Source organism: Bradyrhizobium sp. CCBAU 45321 (genome assembly GCF_028128975.1).
Classification (GTDB): Bacteria; Pseudomonadota; Alphaproteobacteria; order Rhizobiales; family Xanthobacteraceae; genus Bradyrhizobium; species Bradyrhizobium yuanmingense.
Genome location: NZ_LFKZ01000124.1, coordinates 44,811 through 65,180, shown reverse-complemented (window position 1 = coordinate 65,180; position 20,370 = coordinate 44,811). Strand labels below are relative to the sequence as shown.

General features: G+C 59.0%; 19 protein-coding genes. 12 read left to right on the top strand and 7 right to left on the bottom strand.

Annotation, left to right across the window (positions count from 1 at the left end; genetic code table 11):
• The first annotated feature begins 63 nt into the window (after positions 1-63).
• The 4 genes from ACM43_RS20470 (at position 64) to ACM43_RS20455 (ending at position 6,539) form a co-directional block, all read left to right on the top strand.
• The gene (locus ACM43_RS20470; protein WP_271542401.1) at positions 64-1,068 is read left to right on the top strand and encodes a TRAP transporter substrate-binding protein; all 1,005 of its coding nucleotides are present in this window, start codon (positions 64-66) and stop codon (positions 1,066-1,068) included.
• A gap of 6 nt (positions 1,069-1,074) precedes the next feature.
• Positions 1,075-3,066: a putative bifunctional diguanylate cyclase/phosphodiesterase gene (locus ACM43_RS20465; protein ID WP_271542398.1), complete on the top strand. Its 1,992-nt coding sequence runs from the start codon at positions 1,075-1,077 to the stop codon at positions 3,064-3,066.
• A gap of 378 nt (positions 3,067-3,444) precedes the next feature.
• Positions 3,445-4,599 carry an HlyD family efflux transporter periplasmic adaptor subunit gene (locus tag ACM43_RS20460; protein ID WP_333919546.1) on the top strand — a complete coding sequence of 385 codons (1,155 nt, stop codon included), beginning with the start codon at positions 3,445-3,447 and terminating at the stop codon, positions 4,597-4,599.
• A complete protein-coding gene (locus ACM43_RS20455) occupies positions 4,596-6,539 on the top strand; it encodes a glycosyltransferase (RefSeq protein WP_271542395.1) in 1,944 nt (647 codons plus the stop codon). The genes ACM43_RS20460 and ACM43_RS20455 overlap by 4 nt, the downstream gene beginning before the upstream one ends.
• Before the next feature lie 551 nt (positions 6,540-7,090).
• Here ACM43_RS20455 and ACM43_RS20450 read toward each other — a convergent pair.
• Positions 7,091-7,417: a hypothetical protein gene (locus ACM43_RS20450; protein ID WP_271542393.1), complete on the bottom strand. Its 327-nt coding sequence runs from the start codon at positions 7,415-7,417 to the stop codon at positions 7,091-7,093.
• A 306-nt stretch (positions 7,418-7,723) separates the two neighbouring features.
• Between ACM43_RS20450 and ACM43_RS20445 the strand changes: the two genes are divergently transcribed.
• From ACM43_RS20445 to ACM43_RS20430, 4 genes are all read left to right on the top strand, one after another.
• Complete coding sequence (locus tag ACM43_RS20445) at positions 7,724-8,077, top strand: phasin family protein (protein ID WP_271542391.1); 354 nt, start codon at positions 7,724-7,726, stop codon at positions 8,075-8,077.
• A gap of 78 nt (positions 8,078-8,155) precedes the next feature.
• Positions 8,156-8,401 carry a hypothetical protein gene (locus tag ACM43_RS20440; protein ID WP_271542389.1) on the top strand — a complete coding sequence of 82 codons (246 nt, stop codon included), beginning with the start codon at positions 8,156-8,158 and terminating at the stop codon, positions 8,399-8,401.
• Positions 8,402-8,957: 556 nt separating this feature from the next.
• On the top strand, positions 8,958-9,401 hold the full coding sequence (locus ACM43_RS20435) for a DUF1236 domain-containing protein (protein ID WP_271542388.1): 444 nt from the start codon (positions 8,958-8,960) through the stop codon (positions 9,399-9,401).
• Between the two features lie 568 nt (positions 9,402-9,969).
• Positions 9,970-11,124 carry an AI-2E family transporter gene (locus ACM43_RS20430; RefSeq protein WP_271542386.1) on the top strand — a complete coding sequence of 385 codons (1,155 nt, stop codon included), beginning with the start codon at positions 9,970-9,972 and terminating at the stop codon, positions 11,122-11,124.
• Between the two features lie 184 nt (positions 11,125-11,308).
• Here the strand turns inward: ACM43_RS20430 and ACM43_RS20425 are convergent, their stop codons facing one another.
• The gene (locus ACM43_RS20425) at positions 11,309-11,989 is read right to left on the bottom strand and encodes a Crp/Fnr family transcriptional regulator (RefSeq protein WP_271542385.1); all 681 of its coding nucleotides are present in this window, start codon (positions 11,987-11,989) and stop codon (positions 11,309-11,311) included.
• Between the two features lie 483 nt (positions 11,990-12,472).
• On the opposite strand from ACM43_RS20425, the gene ACM43_RS20420 reads away from it, so the two are divergent.
• Both ACM43_RS20420 and ACM43_RS20415 read left to right on the top strand, forming a co-directional pair.
• Positions 12,473-12,835, top strand: a complete 363-nt coding sequence (locus ACM43_RS20420; RefSeq protein ID WP_271542383.1) for a hypothetical protein — start codon at positions 12,473-12,475, stop codon at positions 12,833-12,835.
• Positions 12,836-12,861: 26 nt separating this feature from the next.
• Positions 12,862-13,233, top strand: coding sequence for a signal transduction histidine kinase (locus ACM43_RS20415; protein ID WP_271542381.1), 372 nt, complete (start codon positions 12,862-12,864; stop codon positions 13,231-13,233).
• A gap of 1,465 nt (positions 13,234-14,698) precedes the next feature.
• Here the strand turns inward: ACM43_RS20415 and ACM43_RS20410 are convergent.
• Positions 14,699-15,058: a hypothetical protein gene (locus ACM43_RS20410; RefSeq protein ID WP_271542379.1), complete on the bottom strand. Its 360-nt coding sequence runs from the start codon at positions 15,056-15,058 to the stop codon at positions 14,699-14,701.
• Between ACM43_RS20410 and ACM43_RS20405 the strand changes: the two genes are divergently transcribed.
• Positions 15,057-15,362: a hypothetical protein gene (locus tag ACM43_RS20405; protein WP_247421723.1), complete on the top strand. Its 306-nt coding sequence runs from the start codon at positions 15,057-15,059 to the stop codon at positions 15,360-15,362. The genes ACM43_RS20410 and ACM43_RS20405 overlap by 2 nt on opposite strands.
• A 158-nt stretch (positions 15,363-15,520) precedes the next feature.
• On the opposite strand, the gene ACM43_RS20400 is transcribed toward ACM43_RS20405, so the two are convergent.
• Both ACM43_RS20400 and ACM43_RS20395 read right to left on the bottom strand, forming a co-directional pair.
• The gene (locus ACM43_RS20400) at positions 15,521-16,705 is read right to left on the bottom strand and encodes an HWE histidine kinase domain-containing protein (protein ID WP_271542374.1); all 1,185 of its coding nucleotides are present in this window, start codon (positions 16,703-16,705) and stop codon (positions 15,521-15,523) included.
• A gap of 239 nt (positions 16,706-16,944) precedes the next feature.
• Positions 16,945-17,232, bottom strand: a complete 288-nt coding sequence (locus tag ACM43_RS20395) for a hypothetical protein (RefSeq protein ID WP_442869328.1) — start codon at positions 17,230-17,232, stop codon at positions 16,945-16,947.
• 186 nt (positions 17,233-17,418) lie between these two features.
• Between ACM43_RS20395 and ACM43_RS20390 the strand changes: the two genes are divergently transcribed.
• On the top strand, positions 17,419-17,577 hold the full coding sequence (locus ACM43_RS20390) for a hypothetical protein (RefSeq protein ID WP_271542372.1): 159 nt from the start codon (positions 17,419-17,421) through the stop codon (positions 17,575-17,577).
• A gap of 120 nt (positions 17,578-17,697) precedes the next feature.
• On the opposite strand, the gene ACM43_RS20385 is transcribed toward ACM43_RS20390, so the two are convergent.
• Entirely contained in the window at positions 17,698-18,054 is a 357-nt protein-coding gene (locus ACM43_RS20385) for a hypothetical protein (protein WP_271542371.1), read from the bottom strand.
• A 469-nt stretch (positions 18,055-18,523) separates the two neighbouring features.
• Complete coding sequence (locus ACM43_RS20380) at positions 18,524-19,387, bottom strand: transglutaminase family protein (RefSeq protein WP_271542369.1); 864 nt, start codon at positions 19,385-19,387, stop codon at positions 18,524-18,526.
• Positions 19,388-20,370 lie beyond the last annotated feature (983 nt).

Below are 20,370 nucleotides of genomic sequence, written 5' to 3'. Positions count from 1 at the left end.
GACCAGAGAAGATCGGTGTCTCGCAAAATTGTGTGACGCGCCGCCGCCACGATCGGAAAACCGATGCTTAAATTGCTGGCACGATGCGCGGTGGTCTCTATTGTGCTGACTTCGGCGCTCGCCGCCGAACCGGTCAAGCTCAAATTGGCGTTCTTCAGCTCCGACCGCTCGACGAGCTATCTCGCGGCGGTCAAGCCGTTCGTCGACGCGGTCAACGCCGAGGCCAGAGGCCAGATCGAAATTGAAACCTATTTCAGCGGCGCGCTTGGCAAGGACCCGGCTGAGCAGCCCCAGCTCGTGCTCGATGGTAGGGCGGACATCGCCTACGTCGTCACAGGCCTGACGCGCAATCGATTTGCCGACAATGCAATCCTCGAATTGCCCGGCTTGTTTGCGAGCATGCGGGAGTCCGTTGCGGTGCTCACCCGGCTGATGGCAGCCAACGCGCTGCAAGGTTACGATGACTACATCGTGATCGGCGCTTATGTCAGCGAACCCGAGACGATCCACAGCAATATCCCGATCACGTCGCTGAATGATCTGAAAGGCAAGCGACTTCGCGTCAACAATCCTGGCGAAGCCGCCGCGCTCGAAAAACTGGGGGCGCGGCCTGTGCTCTTGCCGGTCAACAAGATCTCCGAAGCTATCGGCAACGGCAGCATCGACGGCGCCCTCGTGAACCCTGCTTCAGTGGTCGATTACGGCGTCAAACGCGTTGCGACTTATCACTACCTTCTTGGCATCAGCGGCGCGCCGCTGATGGTCTTGATGAACCGGAAGACATTCAACCGGCTCCCGAAATCGGCGCAGTCAATCATCCTCAAATACAGTGGTGCGTGGTCTGCCGGACGCTTCGTAGATACCTACGAAGCTGTGGAAAGCAGCATTATGAGGGAGCTAAAGTCAGATCCCAACCGTCACGTGATCGTGCCCACGCCGTCGGACCTGGATGCGGCAAATGCCGTATTCGCGACCATTGCCGATGATTGGGCTTCGAAAAGTCAGCGCAATGCCGAGCTACTGAAAACGGTCCGGGCCGAGCTCACGAAAATGCGATCGAACCGGTAGCCGCGGATGCCATCATTCGCCAGCATCCGGCCTCAGCGAAACATCGTCATCATCTGCGTCGCGCTTGCCATATTGTTGCTGGGTACCGGGGCGACCCTGAAGATCACGACTGATTATCTTCTCCGTCAAGACGCGACGTCGACCGCTCGCAGCTGGGCCCGGTTCCTGGCAGCCAGTGTCGCCGATCTCGAGCAGATTGCCGGCGGCGAGCAGCCGGCCGCCGCAAGCCTAGCGTTCTTCTTGTCGGCCCGAAATTCCGGTGAGGTCTTTCAATACGAGATCTTCAACCGCAATGGTTATTCGCAGCTCGTGTCGACCCAAGCAAAGATCGCACTCCTCGATTTGTCGGTATACAGCCCCGATGCAGCGCGATCGGTCGCCGAGGCTCAACCTATCGTCGATGTCAGGGAGGGCAATTCGGTCGACCGACCGGCATTCTTCGCGCGCGCCTATGTCCCGGTCCAGGCCGACGGTCGTCACATTGCGGTCGTTGCGGCCTACGTGGATCAAACGGAGCAACGCAGGAGTTTTCACAATACATTCCTGACCGCGGCCGCATTCCTTTGCCTGCTGTCGGGCCTCGCCTTCTCCATTCCCGCAGTTGCGTGGTATCGTGAAACAAAGGTGAAGCAGGTTGACCGACGCATCCGCTTCCTCGCCCACCATGACGCGTTGACCGGGCTGGCCAATCGTCCCCAGTTGATCGAAAAGCTGGAAAGAGCCCTCGCTCACTTGCCGACGCGGGGCGGCAGCCTTGCCGTGCACTTCATCGATGTCGACCGCTTCAAGGAGGTCAACGATACGCTTGGTCATGACGGCGGCGACTTTCTACTCAAGTCCATCGCCGAGCGTCTGCGCGCTGCGGTCCGGATCGACGACGTGGTGGCCAGGCTCGGCGGCGACGAGTTCGTCGTCGTGCAGAACGACGTCGGCGGCAGGATGCAGGCCGAGACCTTTGCGCGCCATCTTGCCACCGCCGCAAATGCTGCGGTGAAGTTCAAGCAGCACGAGATACACACCACCGCTAGCATCGGCGTGGCGCTGGCGATGGAGGAGGGCACCAGCCCGGAACGATTGCTCAAGAGTGCCGACCTCGCGCTCTACGCGGCCAAGGCCGCCGGCCGCAACTGCATCCGGTTCTTCGTGCCCGAGATGGATACCGAGCTACAAGCGCGCATCGAGCTCGAAAGAGCGATTCGCGAGGCGGTGCTGAATGATCGCTTCGAACTGCATTACCAGCCGCTCTTCGAAGTATCTCAGCGCCGTCTTGCCGGCTTCGAAGCGCTGATCCGGATGCACGCAGCGGACGGGACCCTCGTTCCGCCACTGGCCTTCATCCCGGTCGCCGAGGACTTGCGACTTATCGACAAGATCGGGGCGTGGGTGTTGCGGGAGGCATGCCGCACCGCCGCAACCTGGCCGGCGCACCTGACCGTTGCAGTAAACCTGTCACCCCAGCAGTTCGTGGCGGGCACCATCAGCGACATCGTCGCTGCCGTACTGAGGGAGGCGGAACTCGCGCCGCACCGGCTCGAACTGGAGATTACCGAAGGCTTGCTGCTCGGCAACACCGAAACGATCATGGCGCAGCTCCTGACTCTCAAGGCGATGGGCGTGGCCATCGTAATGGACGATTTCGGTGCAGGCTATTCGAGCTTCAGCTATCTGTGGCGCTTTCCGTTCGACAAGATCAAGATCGATCGAACCTTCATGCAGGGCCTCGACGGCCCCCATCGCCAGGTCGGAGCGGTGGTCAAAGCGATCATCGCGCTTGGACGCGAGTTGCACATGCGCGTAACGGTCGAAGGCGTCGAGACCGCCAGCCAGGCGGCATTTCTCGATACGGCCGACGGTGATCAGGTCCAAGGGTTTTTCTTCGGCCGGCCGGTCCCGGCCTCGGAGCTCGGCGCCAGCATTCTGGCGGGCTTCGCGAGGCCAATGTCGCCGGCTTTACCCGTGCCCAAGCTGCAGGTCGTCAACGCCACCGCTGAACGGTAGCACGAACCTGCACCTCCGTGGGCGGAGCGGCTCCCCGGCCCTCCGCCATTGTAGACCATTCTCGCGTTTCGGTTAGCGCTTGTCTCACCAACATGACATTTTTCTTCCGTAGCCTGCATCTCTCGCCGAGGTTGCGAATTGGTGATCATGCCTACCATGGAAAATCAATCGCGTTGCACCTCCGCGCCGGAACGCGGCAGCCCACACACAGGTGGCCCCCTCACGACGCCGATCGACGGCGCAACAAATGGCGGGTCCGGTCCACGGCACGCGTTGGACGTGCATCTTGATCCCGGCAAGACCGAGGTCTCGGAGACTGACGCTCCGAGTGCAAATGTGGCGCCGAGCCGGACACCACTGCGATTTGTGAAGGCAGCCGTGGGCATCGCCATCGTCGCAGTATTCGGCTGGCTCCCCCTGAGAGCGGTTTTCCAGACGTCAAGCGTCGAAGCAGTCGTCAACGCGAGGCTGGTGACATTGAGGTCGCCGATTGACGGCAAGATTTCATCCGGCGCCGGTCTGTCGGGCGATCCAGGCATCGTCGCCGAGGGCACGTTCATCCTTCGTGTCGTCAACGCGCGCGGTGACCGCGTGCGGCTCGACGATCTGCGCAGCCAGATGTCTCGCCTGGAAAACGAGAGGCCAAGCCTCGTTTCGAAGATAGCATCGGCTCGCGCGGCGCAGAAGGATCTGGCGCGTCAGGCGGCCCTGTTCACGAAGGGGCGTATTCGTCAGCTCGAGGCGCGCATCGCGGAAATCCAGGCCTCAATCGAAGCGGCCGCGGCGCGTCGCGAGGAGGCGACGGCCGCGGTGGAGAGAGCCTCTTCGCTTGTAAAATCGGGCAGCGTTTCCTCCGTCGAGCTTGGGCGCTTGACGAGAGATCAAACCATCGCCCAACAGACTGAGATCGGCGCGCGACGCCGCCTGGATGCAACCCAGGTTGAGCTCACCGCCGCCCGCGAAGGCACCTTTCTCGGCGACAGTTACAACGATCGTCCGAGTTCGGTGCAACGTGAGGAGGAAATGCGGCAGCGGGCGGAGGGGCTCACCGCGGACGTCGCGCATGCGGATGCGCAGATCGCGTGGCTCGAGGGTGAGATTGAATCCGAGCGATCTCGCTACAGCAGCCGCTCCGAAGCGGAGCTCAAATTCCCCGTCGCCGGCCGAGTCTGGGAAATCCTGACTGCGCCAGGTGAGGACGTCCGGGCCGGTCAACCGCTCGTTCGCCTGCTCGATTGTTCCGGCGCGGTGGTGACGGCGAACGTCAGGGAGAGTGTGTATAACAGCCTGCAACTTGGATCGGTCGCGCAATTCCGACCGAGCGCCGAAGGGCCCGAGTTGGCCGGCACCGTGGTCAATCTTACGGGCTCCGCAGGGGCCGCGGCCAACCTCGCCATCAATCCCGATGCCCTGAGCAAGGAACCATATCGTGCCACAATTTCGGTCCCCGCCCTTAACGATGGCTCCAACGATTGTCCGGTCGGGCGAACCGGACGCGTCATCTTCTCGGCAGATAGTGCGAGAATGCCATGATCGCCGCGCTGACACCGGGCCTTCTTGCGCTCGGGTTCTGCCTTGCCATCCTGCCCTGGCTGCGGCCTGGGAACTCTGCGCCGCGTTCGCTGATGATCGCGATTCTATTGCTGCTCATGATCCGCTACTTTGGATGGCGCCTTACGTCCACGATCCCGCCCGTCGGCTGGACCGCCGATTTCGTCGTGGGAGTCGTGTTCCTCCTCGTGGAGGCTGCATCACTCGCGGCGAGTGCACTGTCGCTACTGTTTCTCAGTCGTACGATCGATCGAACGCCGCAAGTCGAAGCCAATAGGCGGTGGCTTGCCGGACGGGACACTCCCCTCATCGACGTGTTCATTTGCACCTACAACGAGGAAGTTTCGATTCTCGAGCGCACGATCGTCGGCACAACTGGAATGAACTATCCTAACTATCGAGTTTGGGTGCTGGACGACGGGCGGCGCCGCTGGCTCGAAAAGCTTTCAGGCGAGCTCGGCTGCCGCTATCTGGCTCGGCCCGACAACAAGGACGCCAAGGCCGGCAACATCAACCACGCTCTTCGTCATGTGACAGGGCTCGTCGATCCTCCCGACTTCATTTCGATCCTCGATGCCGATTTCGTTCCCATGCCCGAATTTCTCGCTCGCGCGATGTGCCTGCTCCGCGATCCTGGCGTAGGCGTGGTGCAGACGCCTCAGCATTTCATCAATGCGGATCCGATTCAAACCAACCTGGCCGCGACCAAGGTCTGGCCGGACGAGCAGCGCTTCTTCTTCGATATTCTGATGCCAGCGAAGGACGCGTGGGGCGTGGCTTTCTGTTGCGGCACGTCGTCGGTCATCAGACACTCGTCACTGGTGAAAATTGGCGGCTTTCCGACCGATTCCGTGACGGAGGATTATCTACTGACACTGCGGCTGAAGGAGATTGGCGCGCGCACGGTGTACCTGAACGAGCGGCTGACCTTGGGGTTGGCCCCCGAAGGACTGAAGGAGTACATCACTCAGCGCAGCCGATGGTGTCTTGGCTTCATGCAGATAATTCGGGGGCGCAGCGGCCCCTTTTCGCGAAGATCGCGGCTGGAACTTGTCGACAGGCTATCCCTGGTCGAAGCATTCATGAGTTGGACCTCGACCTATGTCATCAAGGTATTCGGTCTTGTCATTCCGAGCCTTTATCTTCTGTTCGGCATCAAAGCCGTTCAGGCGGATCTTTCCATACTCCTCGGAAATTTCCTGCCGTTTTATATCTGGTATTCGCTCACCATCGCCTGGATTTCTCGTGGACGGTCAATGGCGGTGATGTCCGACGTCTCCCAATACATTGCTTTGCCAGCGGTTCTCAAAGCAGTCGCGAGGGGACTGCTCAAGCCGCTGGGGCACAAATTCGAGGTCACCGCAAAGGGCGGGGATCGCGATCAAGGTTTCATCGAATGGCCGCTGCTCAGGATCTACGGCTCCGCGTTGGCGATTACGCTCGCCGGAATTACCTATGCCTTCGTGCTTCATGCGCAAGGCGACATTATCGCTTATGGCGGCCTGGCGCTGGCCTGGAGTTTATACAATGCAGTCGTCCTGACGATCGTCTGCCTGGTGTCCGTCGAGCAGCCGCGGCGGCGAAAGGCCGAGCGGTTCGAGCGAACTGAGCCAGTTCTTTTCAATATCGGTGGGCGGTCCGGCATCTACCGTTTGGCCGACATGTCGATCACGGGTGCCCGCTTCGTGAGCAACAATCCTCCACCGGTTGGCACCGTCGTCCATTGCACACTTCGTGAGAGAACTCTCGCCGCTCTGGTCGTGCGGCGTACAGCGGATGGATTTGCAATCCGATTCGATGAGACCCTCAACACGCGCGTTGATCTCATTCGAGCTTTCTATTCCGGCGACTACGTCACCGCATTCACCGGCATACGCGCCGTCCCCCTCGGCAAAGCAATCATGATGCGGATTTTCGGGTGACTACGTCTACCGGCGGTATTGTTGGGTCAGGCTTCGGGCGCTTCCATCGAAGGCGTTGGGCAGCATGGCTGTCCTAGCATGATAGTCGTGCTAGTGGGCGGCAAGAGCAGCCATAACCGAGAGCGTCGCGGCAGATCGGGGCCATTTGATAACCAACGCGCTCGCCGTGGAGACTGAGCAAAATTGACCAGCGAATCGGTGTCTCTAAGAGCATGTATCCTTGGGGGGCGGGCTGTTGGGAGGAAGGAATGATCGCCGAGCGAAAGCCACCCAGCTTTTGGCCTCAGAGTCCGGACGACGAGATGCGAATGAGGGGCACCCTTCGCTCTCTCGAAAAAGAGAATATGGAGCTGAAGGAGCTGGTCGTCCGCCTTTCGGAGACTATCCTTCGATACGTCGAAGGGCGACGCTGAGTTCGCGAAACGAGGCGCTGAGCTAGATGTCCGTTGAGCGGGTCACGGCCGTAGCGAAGCTAGGCTCGCCCCACGGCTTCGTCGCCGCAAGGCCTACATCGATGGTTTCGGCGCCTGATCGCTTCGGTTGCGCGCGTGCTATGTCGGCGCCCGCAGCTCGCCCCGAAACCAAGCTAAAGTATTTGCGCATTTCATCGGGTCGACTGCTTCGTCGAGGAGCTGGTGGATGAGATCACAAGCGGGACATTCGAAGGTTTGAATGCGAAAGCCGGCGGGACCGGGCGTAATGCGCGCCAGCATCATGCTTATCTGGCATTCGGGACACATCGGTCGCTGGATGGTCATTGAGCTAGCCTTGATCAGGGCGGGAGCGCGAAACTCCCAGTCACCGGTGGATGCCGTTGGGCGCGGTGATGCACCATCGTTGAGCAATGCATGCTGCTGCCGCTGGCCAATATTGATCATCTTCCGAACTAGCGTTGGTTATCCCAAACACGCGCTTTCACGATTCGACTCCTTTTTAGAATATGCAGTTGTCCGGTCGCTCCCATGAACGGCATCTACCGGCCTGGCTGTCCTGTCTGCGCCGACGCGTCGCCGGCGGAACGCTTAGCTCACCGGTCGATGAGATATTCAAGCGTAGACACAGCGGGCTGCTGCTCGTCCTACGAACACACGCCCCGGAACGGACCAGCGATAAGTGAGGGTCCTGAAGCAACCATCGGTGGCGAGCAACGTTGATCCACCACCAAGCGAAACAAGGAGACACAAATGTCAGATCACATCCAGACAGAGCAGAATGTGCCGCACCAACCGAATGGCAATGATCAGCTCAATACAAGAGCTTCGTCCAGCGCCTTGCCCGGGGCCTTCCTTGCGATTGCCAATGCTTACGGGGACTACACGAAGAAGTCGCTCGAGCATACGAGACTGTTTGTTGAGAAGCTCTCGGGCGTAAAGTCGCTCGACAAGGCGATTGAAGTTCAGGCCGACTTCGCCAAGGCAACCTATGGCACGTTCGTTGTGGAGTCGCAGAAGATCGGCACGCTTTACGGCGATCTTGCCAAGGAGTCGTACAAGCCATTCGCTGAGGTTGTTGCAAAGATGACCCCGACAAATCGGTAACATGGCTTAGAACTCTGTCCCGCGGTGCCGGAGCAAAGCGGCTCTGGTTCATCGCGAGGCATTGCCGGGAGGAGCATTATGGCCAGTATCAATCAGATCTTCGAAAGCTTATCCATTAACCCAGAGCAGGTAACCGCCGTGAACGCAGCGTACGACCTGGCATGTCGAACGCTTCAACACATCGGCCAGCTGGAGGTAGATCGGGAAATCATTGCCAGGAGAATTGTGCAGGCAGCAGGCGACGGCGAGCGCGATGCCGACAAGCTGTGCGCGCGTGCCATCCGTGGACTGACTGCGCTCGACTACCGGCAGCATAGCACCTAACGGCCCGAACGATCCACTGACTGGCAGAGCCACAAGTCAAATACCATTTGGGTAGTCGCCTCAGCGAATTGCGCCGCTCGCCTTGCGAGATGAGAGCTTCGAGCGAAGATCCGAATGTCATCCCGTCATTGACTGCGTCTCGTTCGCAACCGAGCACTGCAGGGAACTAAAGCTTGTTAGGGCCGTTCCATCCTATGGCCGATCTTCGTCGGCTTGAATGCAGTTTGATTGGAAAATATTAGCTGACGAAGTCCTTAATAGTTTCTGCAGCTGTCGCGGCGCTATTGGCCACGACAGGGCTGGCGACAGCGCAAGGCGTCAATCAGGGAGCAGCGAAGGAGTCTCCGGCTGCCGCCTCGCCTAAAGGCGATAGCGCGGTGCCGATGAATGCACCAGCGGCAAAGGGAGCCGAGACATTACCCCCCGGCGCTACGTCAAAAGAGGGTAAGCCTCAACATGTACAGGTCAAGCCGGAGGCAACAACGACGGCGACAAGAAAGCTGACGGCCGGTCGAAGGCTCCGGACTCAACTGCTCCGACCGCCGCTTCGAAGGACATGAAGAATCCGACAGCTGACTCGAAATCACTTCCTGACACCAAGCCGGCAAGCGAGCTGAAAGCCGACAGCAAGGCAAAGGCAGTTGATTCGACAACCACCTCAAAGGACTTGAAAACGCCGTCTGCCGACACAAAGCCATCGACCTCCGACAGTAGGACGACGGGAAATGCGGCAAACTCGGCGACGGCAGCTCCTCCCGCCGAGAAGCGCACCCAGATAACCTCGGCGATGAAGCAAGAGAAGGTCGAGGAAGTAACGAACGTGAATTTCAATCTCTCAATCGGAACGGCTGTGCCCGCCGGTATCCGCTATTACCCGATGCCGTCACGTATCGTGGAAATCTATCCGGAATGGCGTGGATACGATTTCATCCTGGTGCACGGCAAGTATTTTGTCCTTCGCCCGCGTACGCATGAGATCGTTTACATCATTGAGGGGTAGGCGAGCTCCCGAACCACATGACAAGCAGCTGAACGCAAGAGGGCGGCTCAAGAGCCGCCCTCAATATATGAACCGGGCGCCGCGCGCGTGGTGTTGTTATCTCCTCCGCAAGTTTGTTGCGGAAAGCGAGCAATATTGACCAGCGCACAGGGAACTCCAAAAGGTAGGTTGTTTGATCACCGCCCTACGATAGGCATCCATCGGTGACTGAGAGTGTCGCGCTCCCGCCTGGTTCTCAAGGGGAGTATCATGCCGTCTAGTCGATCCAATCCAAGGCTTAGTGCCGCAGACTTCAGAATTCATGGCTGCTCGAGATGCCGCACGCCGATGACGTTGGTCTGCATCGAACCGGACAAGCCCGGTTTTGATGTGCGCACCTTTAAATGCGCAAGGTGCGGACACGACGAAGTCGTCATCGTTGCAATTTAGGCTGGCTTCGTAATCCGCTACTTTGCCTGCCCGAAGAGCGGAGCAAGAACTTCACGCCTGTGCTCTTGCGAAGCCTGACGCCGAAAAGGGGGGCGATTGGCACCGAGGAGATGATCCGCTCATCTCCAGAGGGAAAACCATGGTTGCCGTCATACCGCCGTTGCATAGTCCTTCGGTCCCGCTTGATGTTGATCTGCCAGATCCACACGCTGCGGCAGTCGATGCTCGCAATGAGACGGAGATGCCGCTTCCGTCTGATCCGCGGACGTTTTTTCTCGGTGGCTTGTTCGGATTAGGTGTCCTGGCGGCGCTCTACGTCGCAAGCTCGATCATTCTTCCGGTCATGGTTGCCCTCGTGCTGAATCTCCTGCTTCAACCCGCTGTCCCCCTCTTGGGACGCTTGCATCTGCCGCGGGCTGTGGGAGCGCTCTTCACCGTTCTTCTGGTGATTGGAGCGCTTGTCGGTCTGGTGGCGGCGTTATCGGTGCCGGCCACGACCTGGGCAGAGCGGCTGCCCGAGGGCATTCCCCGCCTGGAGGCACACCTACGGCTTGTCAGCGGGCCGATTCAGGCGTTGCAAAAAGTCATTCAACAGGCCGAGCAGGCTGCAGATGCTCCGCCCGGCAAGGGATCAATTGTTTCGGTTCGCCGCGATCTGGGCATAACAGGCGTCCTTTTCGCCGGCACGCGCTCCGTACTCGATGGCCTGTTTACGACGGTCCTGGTGCTTTATTTTCTTCTAGTCGCGGGCAACATATTCCTCCGGCGGGTCGTTGAAATTCTGCCGACGTTCAGCAACAAGCGACAAGCCGTCGATATCTCTCAGCAGATCCAGGAGGACATATCGGGGTATCTGCTTACAATTACGGCCATGAATGCCGGGGTAGGCGTCACGACGGCGGCAGCGATGTATCTTTGCGGCCTGGGAGATCCGCTGTTGTGGGCTACCACGGCCTTCCTTCTGAACTACATTCCGATTCTGGGGCCGCTTTTCGGCGTCGGCATCTTTGTGCTGGTCGGAATGCTGAGCTTCGAGAGCTTGTGGTGGGCCTTGCTGCCGCCGGTGCTCTACTTTGGCATTCATCTCGTCGAGGGCGAAATCTTGACGCCCCTGCTGCTTGCGCGGCGCTTCACGCTAAACCCGGTGCTGATTATCCTGTCGCTGGTGTTCTGGTTCTGGATGTGGGGCGTGCTGGGTGCGATCTTGGCTGTGCCGATGCTGGCTATTCTGAAGATCGTTTGCGACAGGTTGCGCCCCCTTAAGGCGTTGGGACATTTCCTAGAAGGGGAATAGTGACGTCGGCCGGCATTTCACCTGCCTTTCGGTGTACCGAATCTCGACCTCGAATCCCTGCGGAACGAACGCCGGCGGCGCGACTTGGTGAGGGGCGACCGGATGCATATGCCCCCCAAAGCATCCGATGAAATGACGGCCTCAGCGCGCCCCCACGCCCTGGGGTCGTTTTTTTCCGACCGCCCTACTGATCTCGCTCTCTCAGCAGGGGCTTCTCATGCAAAACCGCGCTCAACAATGAATTGTGGACCTCGATGTGCCCATTATAGCTGATGAAGCCCAGCCTGCGAAACTTGTTCATGAAATAGCTGACGCGGGATCGCGTGGTCCCGATCATCTCAGCCAATGTCTCCTGACTAATGTTCGCGCTGATCGGCTGCGGGCTGCCTTCCTTGCCGAAATTGGCGAGCAGCAACAGCAGTCGAGCAAGCCGCCGCTCGCTCGAATTGAAGAGCTGGTCGATCAAGTCCTCCTCAATCCGACTGTTCCGGGTCAGGAGATACGACATGAAGAGCTGTGAAAATTTCGGCTCGTCACGAATAGCCTTCATCATCGCGTCTTTGCTGATCGACGTGATAACGCAATCTTCCATCGTCGTTGTCGTCGCGATGCGTAACTGATGACCGTTCATGCATCCCTCGCCGAAGAATTGGCCGGGCTCCAGAATTGCGACAACCGCCTCCTTACCCTGCTCGGATACGACCGTTAGCTTGACTTTACCTTTCTGAATGTAAAACACCGAGTCTGCGACATCGCCTTGCTGGAACACATGCCGGTTCTTGGGAAGCTCGAGAATCGTTTTCCCCGCACCCACTTTGGCGAGGAATTTCTTGGGGTCAAAGATGCCCTTGGTTGGCTTTGTCACGGAGCCTCCTTTGCCTCACAACCTGCCCGATCTCGGTTAACTGCCAAGCGCCCTGGCGTTTTTGAACGAGCGGCGAGAGCGTTTTTAGCCAGCTTACCTGCCGATTTTCACCAGTTCTACAAGAAAGCAGACTGTTGAGCGCGTCAGCTCGCTGCCCACCGAGGGCGACACCGCCTGCGCTTCCCCGAGCGCGTCGCGCATCGGCTACGGCTGCGGCTGTTAATCACCGGATTGCGATCGCTACGACGTGGGAATGAGCGCAGTTGACGTGTTCAAAATGCGGATGTCGACGCAGATGATCGGGCGGTGATGAGGCAGTATGCTGGCTCGGTACCCCAGCCCGCTGGTCAATATTGCTCACTCTTGTGCCATCTTATTTGTACGGCCGAGGCTCGTTATTCAAACCGTTGATCCCCATATCTTTCTAAGTCTCACCATCCAGGGTGGGGAGGTGGGCTGAGACTTCGAACAAAAGAGCCCAGCATGCTTAAATCTCAGCAATACCGCGCAGTGGCGGAACAGGGCCGATCGGACGGCGTAGCCCTTGCGGCTGAAGAAGAGCTTGTTCTGCGGTGTCTTGGCGCAGCCATCATCATGCAATGGAACGCTCTACCGACCACGCTGCAACGCGATATCTTCGACACTGCCGGGTCGATTGGCGAGTTGCTGGAGACGGCGGCGCTCCGCGGCCAGATCGCCCGATTTCTTCATAACCACAAGGATGACGCCGGTCACGGCAAATTGCCTCTAACAGAAGACATGCCTAGCGATGCGAGATCGTGCACTTTGGCTCTCTCACGGTGGGACAACGAGGGAGGCGCAGTGCGCGACGGGCTGTCGATCTAACCGGACGCCCATAACAGGAGGTTTCCATGTCACTTACACAGTTTCGGGTCGATGAGGGTCCACATACCATGGACGGGTTGCGGCTCCTTGCTCAGGATGGAAATAAACAGATCGAGGCGTTCATGGGCCGGAAGGTGATGGACGTTTGGGCGGAGTCTGTCGAGCATCATGGAGGACGACAAAGTCTATTTCGCGATCAATACAACGCCCTTGGCAGACTGAATCTTGCCGCACTTCAGCGGATCGTGAGCGCGAAATATCAGCGAGGCCCTGCATTCAACCGCCAGCATCCCTTTGTCGAGGTTCTATTCTCTGACATTACGGAAAGCGGCGAGGCTTTAGATCTAAGTCAACTCGTTCGGGAGGTGTTGCCGCCAGCGTTTCATAGACTGGCCTGAGACCTGGACCACGAGAAATCTCGCGACTGGAGTCATGTGCGCTCAGTATCACAATCGTAGTAGAATGACCCGCGCTTGGCGATAAGCAGAGCTGCGAAACCACAGCTCGGTCGTGGCGGCAAGATCCTGGAGGATCCAATACGGTTTCGACGCGCAGTACATTCAACAACAATTCGGAGAACAAGATCGATATCGACCGGACAAAAGTGCCCAATGTGATCCGGAATGCCTGCTCGGTGGCAGCTCTCTTGATCAGCAGGATGGCCATCGTCGCCGAGCCGAAGCTTCGGCCGCCGGCGGACACATGGCGCCCGAGAATGCGGATGGCGACGCCCGGCCTTTTGCTTCTTTGATATAGTTCGTTGCCCGTAGGCCTCTACCATCTTCACGAAAGAGCTGGTCCGTCATTCTCTGGGACCAGCGAGGACCAACCGCTGGCGAGTCCAGCTCAACCTGATTCGCGCTTGGCTCAATGCGCAAGAGCGACTCGGCCTGTTTAGAAGTTGGAGGAGCGAGCGTCGACCGATATGGGTAAGTTCTGCAAAGCGTAGAAAAGGAAGATTGCCGTTAAATTCTCTCTCTCGCGCGTCGTCGCCTCCTGCGCCTGCCCCGATAGGCGATCCTTCTGTGGGCCTCGTTGGTGCTCTCTCGCAAAGCGATCAAAGTGAGCAGCTGTGTATTGAGATCCTTTGAAATGGAGCGGAGGTAAAAAAGCTTATCGTCGAGTGACTGCATTGATCTGCCAACCCCCATTTTGGCGAAATATGACCTGAAACTCTGACAGCCGCTGGTCAATATTGACCACCCCCGGATCAATGGTTAGCCGCTCTGATCGAGGGAAGGTCAATTGGTTTCATCTTCCGCAACGAGGTGACCCAAGGGGGAGTTATTCATCAGGTGCAAAATCGGCGTAGTGCTTTGGCATGCTCGAGCGGATTGCTTGTCCTAGCGCTACCCCAAAACGGCGACTCATCGAAGTCATCGCTTCCATCAAATGGCAAGTCAGTGCCGCCGGTGAGCCCCCGGGGGAGGAGGGGCACGTCCTGAGTCTTTCGAATATTGCCCAAGTTAGGACGAGCAATATTCTCAAGCGGCTGGAACGATTGATCTTGGGAGTTCTTGGTCCTCAGCAATCGGAGATTTATCTCCGAGAGCCAAGCCCACTGACCGGTCGACATTTTGCCCCAATGCCCGGCGGAAGGCTTAGCGGCCTCAGATGCCCCCGCACTGAGGCCGTTGCCTTTGGTCGAGGTGAAGGTGTTCGGCGCCGCTGGGAGGCACTTGGGAATTACTCCCAGTTGCGGATCAGTCCCGGCGAAGGGCTCGCCGCCGGAAGCAAAAACGCCGCCCGCTTGAAATGAAGCGCAGACGGCGGTCGATCAGCCCCGGGAGGGTGAGAGTAAAATCCCGATACCAGTTGGTCTCTACGGAGCGGACGTAGGTTCAGCCTGTTGGAGATGAAGTCCTAAAGCGGCGCCAATAGTCCCGGCGAGGTCAACCACTTGTTGACCTCTCCGGCAACATCGATCTGCCGGGCTTTTCGCAAAAGCTCCGAGCGGCGGATACCAGCGGGCATCCCTTTGGCCTGCTGGCGAAGGTTGAGCGCTTCTTGCGTCAGGCGATATTCGAACGTCGATGATGGTTCTGGGATCGTCGAGCCAAGATTTTCATGTTCCGCTGCGGGGTAAGCGGGAGCGCAACTCGCGTTCACGCCACCGATAGCATTAGCTACTTCTGCGGAGCAGTTTCTTCTTGCTCTCCCGGAACCATTGTTTCGCGATTCTATTGGCTCACTGACACAAACTTCTTTTGGGAGATACTTCATGAGAATTCTCACAGTTTTAGCAGCCGCAGCCAGTACGCTTATCGTGACCGCGGCATCGGCAGCCCCGCTTTCCCTCAGCACATCGCCCACGCCGGAGAGCAGCCTTCAAAAGATTCGCATGGTCTGCAATGAAGACGGACGGTGCTGGCGCGAACGTAGCGAAAGGCGCGTCATCATCCGCGAAGGGCGCGATGCGTACGGATATGCACCACGTGAGCGCTACATCGAGCGACGTGGCTATGAAGACCGCGGCGGCGTTGGCTTCCGCGCTCCCGGCGTGAGCGTCGGGATCGGCACCTACTGAGAGACGAAGCAAGCCGATGCAAGAGGTCGCGGTGCAATCCGCGGCCTTTTTGTTGGATTCTCAGGCGATCGGCAAGCCAAACGGCGCCGGCCCAGCTGGGAAGCTAAGGTATCGGACCCTTTCGACAGAGCTCGCTCAGGGCTTGAACAAAAGCCAGATCACGCGACCACGGCGATCGAGCCGAGTGGCACGTCCAGCGTGTAGACTAATCCGCCCCGTTCATATGCGAGGCTCACCTGCCCGGTCAGTTGCTGGCCCAGAGACCCCATCATCCGGGTGCCGAAACTCCGGCGTGTGGGCGGCTCGACGGGGGGACCGCCCCTTTCAGTCCAGACTAGGCGAAGCCTCTGCTTCAACTCATCGATCGCCCACGAAATCTCGACGCGGCCCGTCGGGACGGACAGGGCGCCGAACTTGGTGGTGTTGGTGCACAGTTCGTTCAACGTCATCGCAAGCGCAATGACGGCGACCGACGTAATCCTGATATCCGGTCCATTGAAGTGGAAGCGTCTGTCGCCCTGACTGTCGTAGGGCTCCGTTGCGCTGCTCAGCGTGTGGGTCAGGCTCGCATCGGCCCAACTCACCTGCATCAGCAGATCATGGGCTCGCCCCAATGCGAGCAGCCTGCCCTCCATGGCCTTCTGTCCATGCTCGATACTCGGCGCTCCGCGGAAGCTCTGGGACGCGATTGCACTCACCATGGCAAGCGTATTCTTGACGCGATGATGAAGCTCACCGAGGATCAGCTTCTGCAATTTGTCGGCGGCACTTCGCTGCTCGGCATCGATGCCGGCCTGAATGATCAAAGCTTGCGCGTCGATCTTGGCCTGTTCGAGCAGCAAGCGAAGGCTGTCGTTCTCGGCGGACAGGGAAGCCTCCTGCTCCGACCGGGAGGGGGAGGCGCGCGCGGCGTCAAACGCGCCACCGAGCGTCCAGTCGCCTGCCGTCGGAACGATCTGCAAAGCACCTGCGCCCACCATCGCCTTAAGCTCGGTGATCATTTGCTCGACACCGAGCGGTTTACCGAAAAATCTGCTGTTCGCCGGCCGTTCCGCCTCGGACGGCTTTACCTGGCCGGACACCAGAATGATCTTGATCGAGGGCCAGCGCTCGTGCACCGCATGGGCGAGCTTGAGGCCATCGATAGTTCCCGGCATTTGAATATCGGTCAGCAGCAGCGAGATGTCCGATCGGGACTCCAGAACCGAGATTGCCTCGTCGGCATTAATCGCCTCGATGGGACAGAACCCGGCATCCTCCACGATGTCGACCGCACGCATCCGCAGGATCATCTCGTCCTCCACGATGAGAACTTTCGGCACCTGGATTGGCTCTATTGACATGGTGATCTCGCTCTCTCTCGGCGGGCCGAGGGAGTCTCGGCACCCGCGAATGCTCGTAAACCGATTGCCCTGGACCGACGCCGCGCCCATTGCTGCGCCTTTCGAGGGAAGAAGGCCAGCCAATTCGCCGCGTCCGCGGTGTCTCGTCTCGGCGTGACGGTCTGATGCTGCCAGGCTGGTTTGGACGGGAAGAACTGGGGGGCTGATCCCTGAGGCTAGCTGATTGAACGAGGACCGAACTATCGCCGGGCAGTCACGAGACGAGCTTCCTGGATCTTCGTTCCAGAGCCAGCGTGTCGCAAACAGGACGTGGGAAAGTCCGGCCAGACCTGTGCCGAGCAATCTAGGAAAGCGGCTCGGATTTTGAGCCGGTCGCCTTTGGCCAGCGCCACGAGCTCATCCGCCTGCACTTTTGGAGCAAAGGTCGGCAAAGCGATCACCGCCGCTCCGAGGAGCATGAAGATCGCGAGGGATGACAGAGATCTCACCATTTTGTTCTGCTGACTTTCGGTCTTCGATCCCGCCACGTTCGAGGATCCGCCAGGGCAACAACCATAACGAGATATCGTTCCTCCTGTTCAACTCGGCTGTTTGGCCTGGTTCGTTCCTATGCCTGGTGCGGCACTGTTGCAATCGAGCGGAGCGCCGCGCGCCGGCACAATAGATTTGAACCATTGGCCCTGCCAATCGTCTTCCTCCCTGGAGGAAAGCAAATGATGGAAGACCAACTCGCCCGCCAAGAGCAGGTTGCTTTTCGTTTAGAACAATCCAAGCGCCTGCTGCGTGGAGCGAAAGATCCCACGACCGCGCAGCGCATTGGCAAGCTGATCGGCGACCTGGAGCGAGAGCAAACGGAAGAAAACGAAAAGTAAGCCGCCGCTGGCGCGAACGCGCCCCCGATCGCGCTTGCGCTTCTTATGAGCCTCGCAACCGCATCGAGTGCGACGGTCTATGATGAAGACCGTCGCACTCGAGCAGCGTGGCTCGTGCGCTCAATACGGGGTGTAGTATTGGCGGCGATAGGGATACGGGCCGCCGTAGTAGCCTGGCGCGTAGTAGCTCTGCGGATAGCCCGGCCCGTAATAGCCGCCACCGTAGGCTCCATAGGCGGCGGCTCCAGCCGCAGCACCAAGGATGCCAAGACCAATCGCGGCCCCCGGAGCGCGGTAGTAGCGGCCACGATAGTGGCGTCGGTAGTAGACCTCGGTCACTCCGGATGAAGAAGCCGCTTGTGTCAGAAGAGTCGTACTCGCCGAGATCGGGGCTGCCGCCGAAGGGAGCACCGAGCCAAGCATCGCCGCACCGAAGAGCGCGACGGCGACCGTGCCTTTTATTGTCTGGTGGTTCATAGTCGTATCCTCTCGAATTGGAGTACGCCGCTCCTTGATGCGGTTCAGCGCGGCAAGAGAACGCCTCTTTTCGGCTGAGGCTCTCTCGCCTCCTCCTCCGCCAGCAACTTCAAGAGCACTTCCCGCTCCGCTTCACTGTGCGGCTATGCAAGATGTTCCTTGGATAGGATGAGGTCCTGCAGGTGAATGTACTTCTCCATGGCTGACCTCGCTGATTGGATCGAAAGACGACGTTCTTGCGCGGGACGCACGTTCGAGCCATCCGCGCAACGCCTCGAGAATGTCGGGCATGATGCTCCTTCTAAGATCAGACGGGAGCAACACGCTCCCACTCACCGATGGATGCCGAGAATGGACCGGTGATGAAGGATATCGTGCCGCAGTGCAGCTCGAGCTGATGGTCAAATTTGCTCGTTCACGACAATTTAATGGGCGAGATTTTGCCATCCTGAAGCTCCATTGCGTCGCACTAGGATGTGACGAGAACTTGTACGGACATCCCGGCGAAGGCACCGGTGCTGCCGACGAAACTGCCGGACACCGGGATCGTCTGCCGGATGTCGCGCGCGACCGCGACCGGGATCAGATTGAAGCCCCCGAGGCTGCGATTGGTCGGGTCGAAAGTGATCCAGCCGGCTCCCGGTACGAAGACCTCCGCCCACGCATGGGTTGATCCCGCGCAGGTCGATCCGACGCTGCCTTGTTCCGGATTGTAAAGGTAGCCGGAGACGATCCTGGCTCCGAAGCCGAGCATGCGTGCTGCTTCGGCGAACAGCACCGCGAAGTCCCGGCATGACCCCCAGCCGCGATCTAGTGTTTCCAGTGGCGTTTGGGTCCCCTCATCCTCACGGCTCTGGTACCGAGCGGCTTCAGAAACACCGACGCTCAGGTCCTTTAGCAGCGACAGCGTATCAGTCCGACTTCCTCGAACGAACCTTTGTGCCCAATTTCTCAGGAGTCCTGCCGCATCCGAGAACTGGGGGGAGGCCAGGGCGCCGAGATCGATCCAATCGTCGTCAGAATAGCGGAATGGGTAAGACATGGCCGAAACAGCGATATCGAATACCGGCCATGCAACCGCGTCGAGCTGGAGCTCCGCGACGCCGACGATCACCAGGTTCGAGGCCGCCATCTGAAACGTGGCCGTCGCGATCGTATTGCCGAACACATCGTGCGCCCAGGTCAGGTCCGCGTCCGGCGTCACCTTGATGTTGCTCGAAATCAAACGAAGCTCGCGGCTTTCGCGCGGACGAAGCATCAAGCGATGCGGCAACAGGCGCACATGTTCGTTGAATCGATAGGTCGTCGTGTGAAGAACCTTCAGCGTCGTCAACGAATGCTCCCATCGCTGCAGCCTCCGGCCAGGCCCCTTATCCGGTGGTCCCCTTCGGGAAGTGTGGCCGAGTTGACGAGGCTATGCAAATGTCGCTCCAGATGACCGAAGCCTGAGGCGAGGCCGGATCCGGCGGTCGTTCTTCCTTACGATGAAGCCTGTTATGAGCTGGCTTGATCGATGCGTAGATGGAGTCCCGTGATGCTCCAGTTCACATCACTCTTGGGACATAAGCCGTCTCCGACGACTGCCGGACGCCTTCACCAATTCTCTGAAACGACGTGCCGTTGAGCTGGGGCGGACGCCAGCACTGCGAAGATCGGCCAAGTGCCTCATGGGCACGCCACATTTGTCGCAGGGCCGCGACGGTATCTCCGATCGCTCCAACAGGAGAGTGGGCGGCATCTCCGTCACTTCTCAATGCCTGAGATTCCGTTGATCCGGCCTAGCCAGATGACTGACCGGATTGGGTCTTCCAGAGCACCAGCTTGGTCGATTTCCAACTTTGGACCTTCAGAGGAAGGGAACTCAAAGCCCTCCAAAAAAAGTCGTCGCGAACAAGTCCTTGGCTATTGGGGATGGTTGGGAAGCGACTCGTTGAGAGTGGGGAGATCTGGGATATCCTCAACAATGGACTGACCAGGGTTCCGCCGCTGTACCGTTATGCTCATTCGCCAAGAAGTCCGAAGCCAAATCTGAAATGGTGGAGAATCCTCCAAGGTGGCCGTGTCATGCATGCCGCAGTCGGTGCTCCGCACAGATCGCCCGTTGTCAGTGCCGGAACCCAGGGGGCGCCGGCGTATACGTCGTTGGGCCAGTCATTCGGCTTCGTATGCTCGGCTTCTTATTCGGCTAGAAGATCTCGATGCGGGTCACCTTCGCTGATGGCGATGAGCTTCTTGTAGCGCCGGGTATTTTCGTGATTGACATAATCATTCATTGCGCCCTCCCAACGGACTTAGCAGCGTGGTGCGAGATTCACT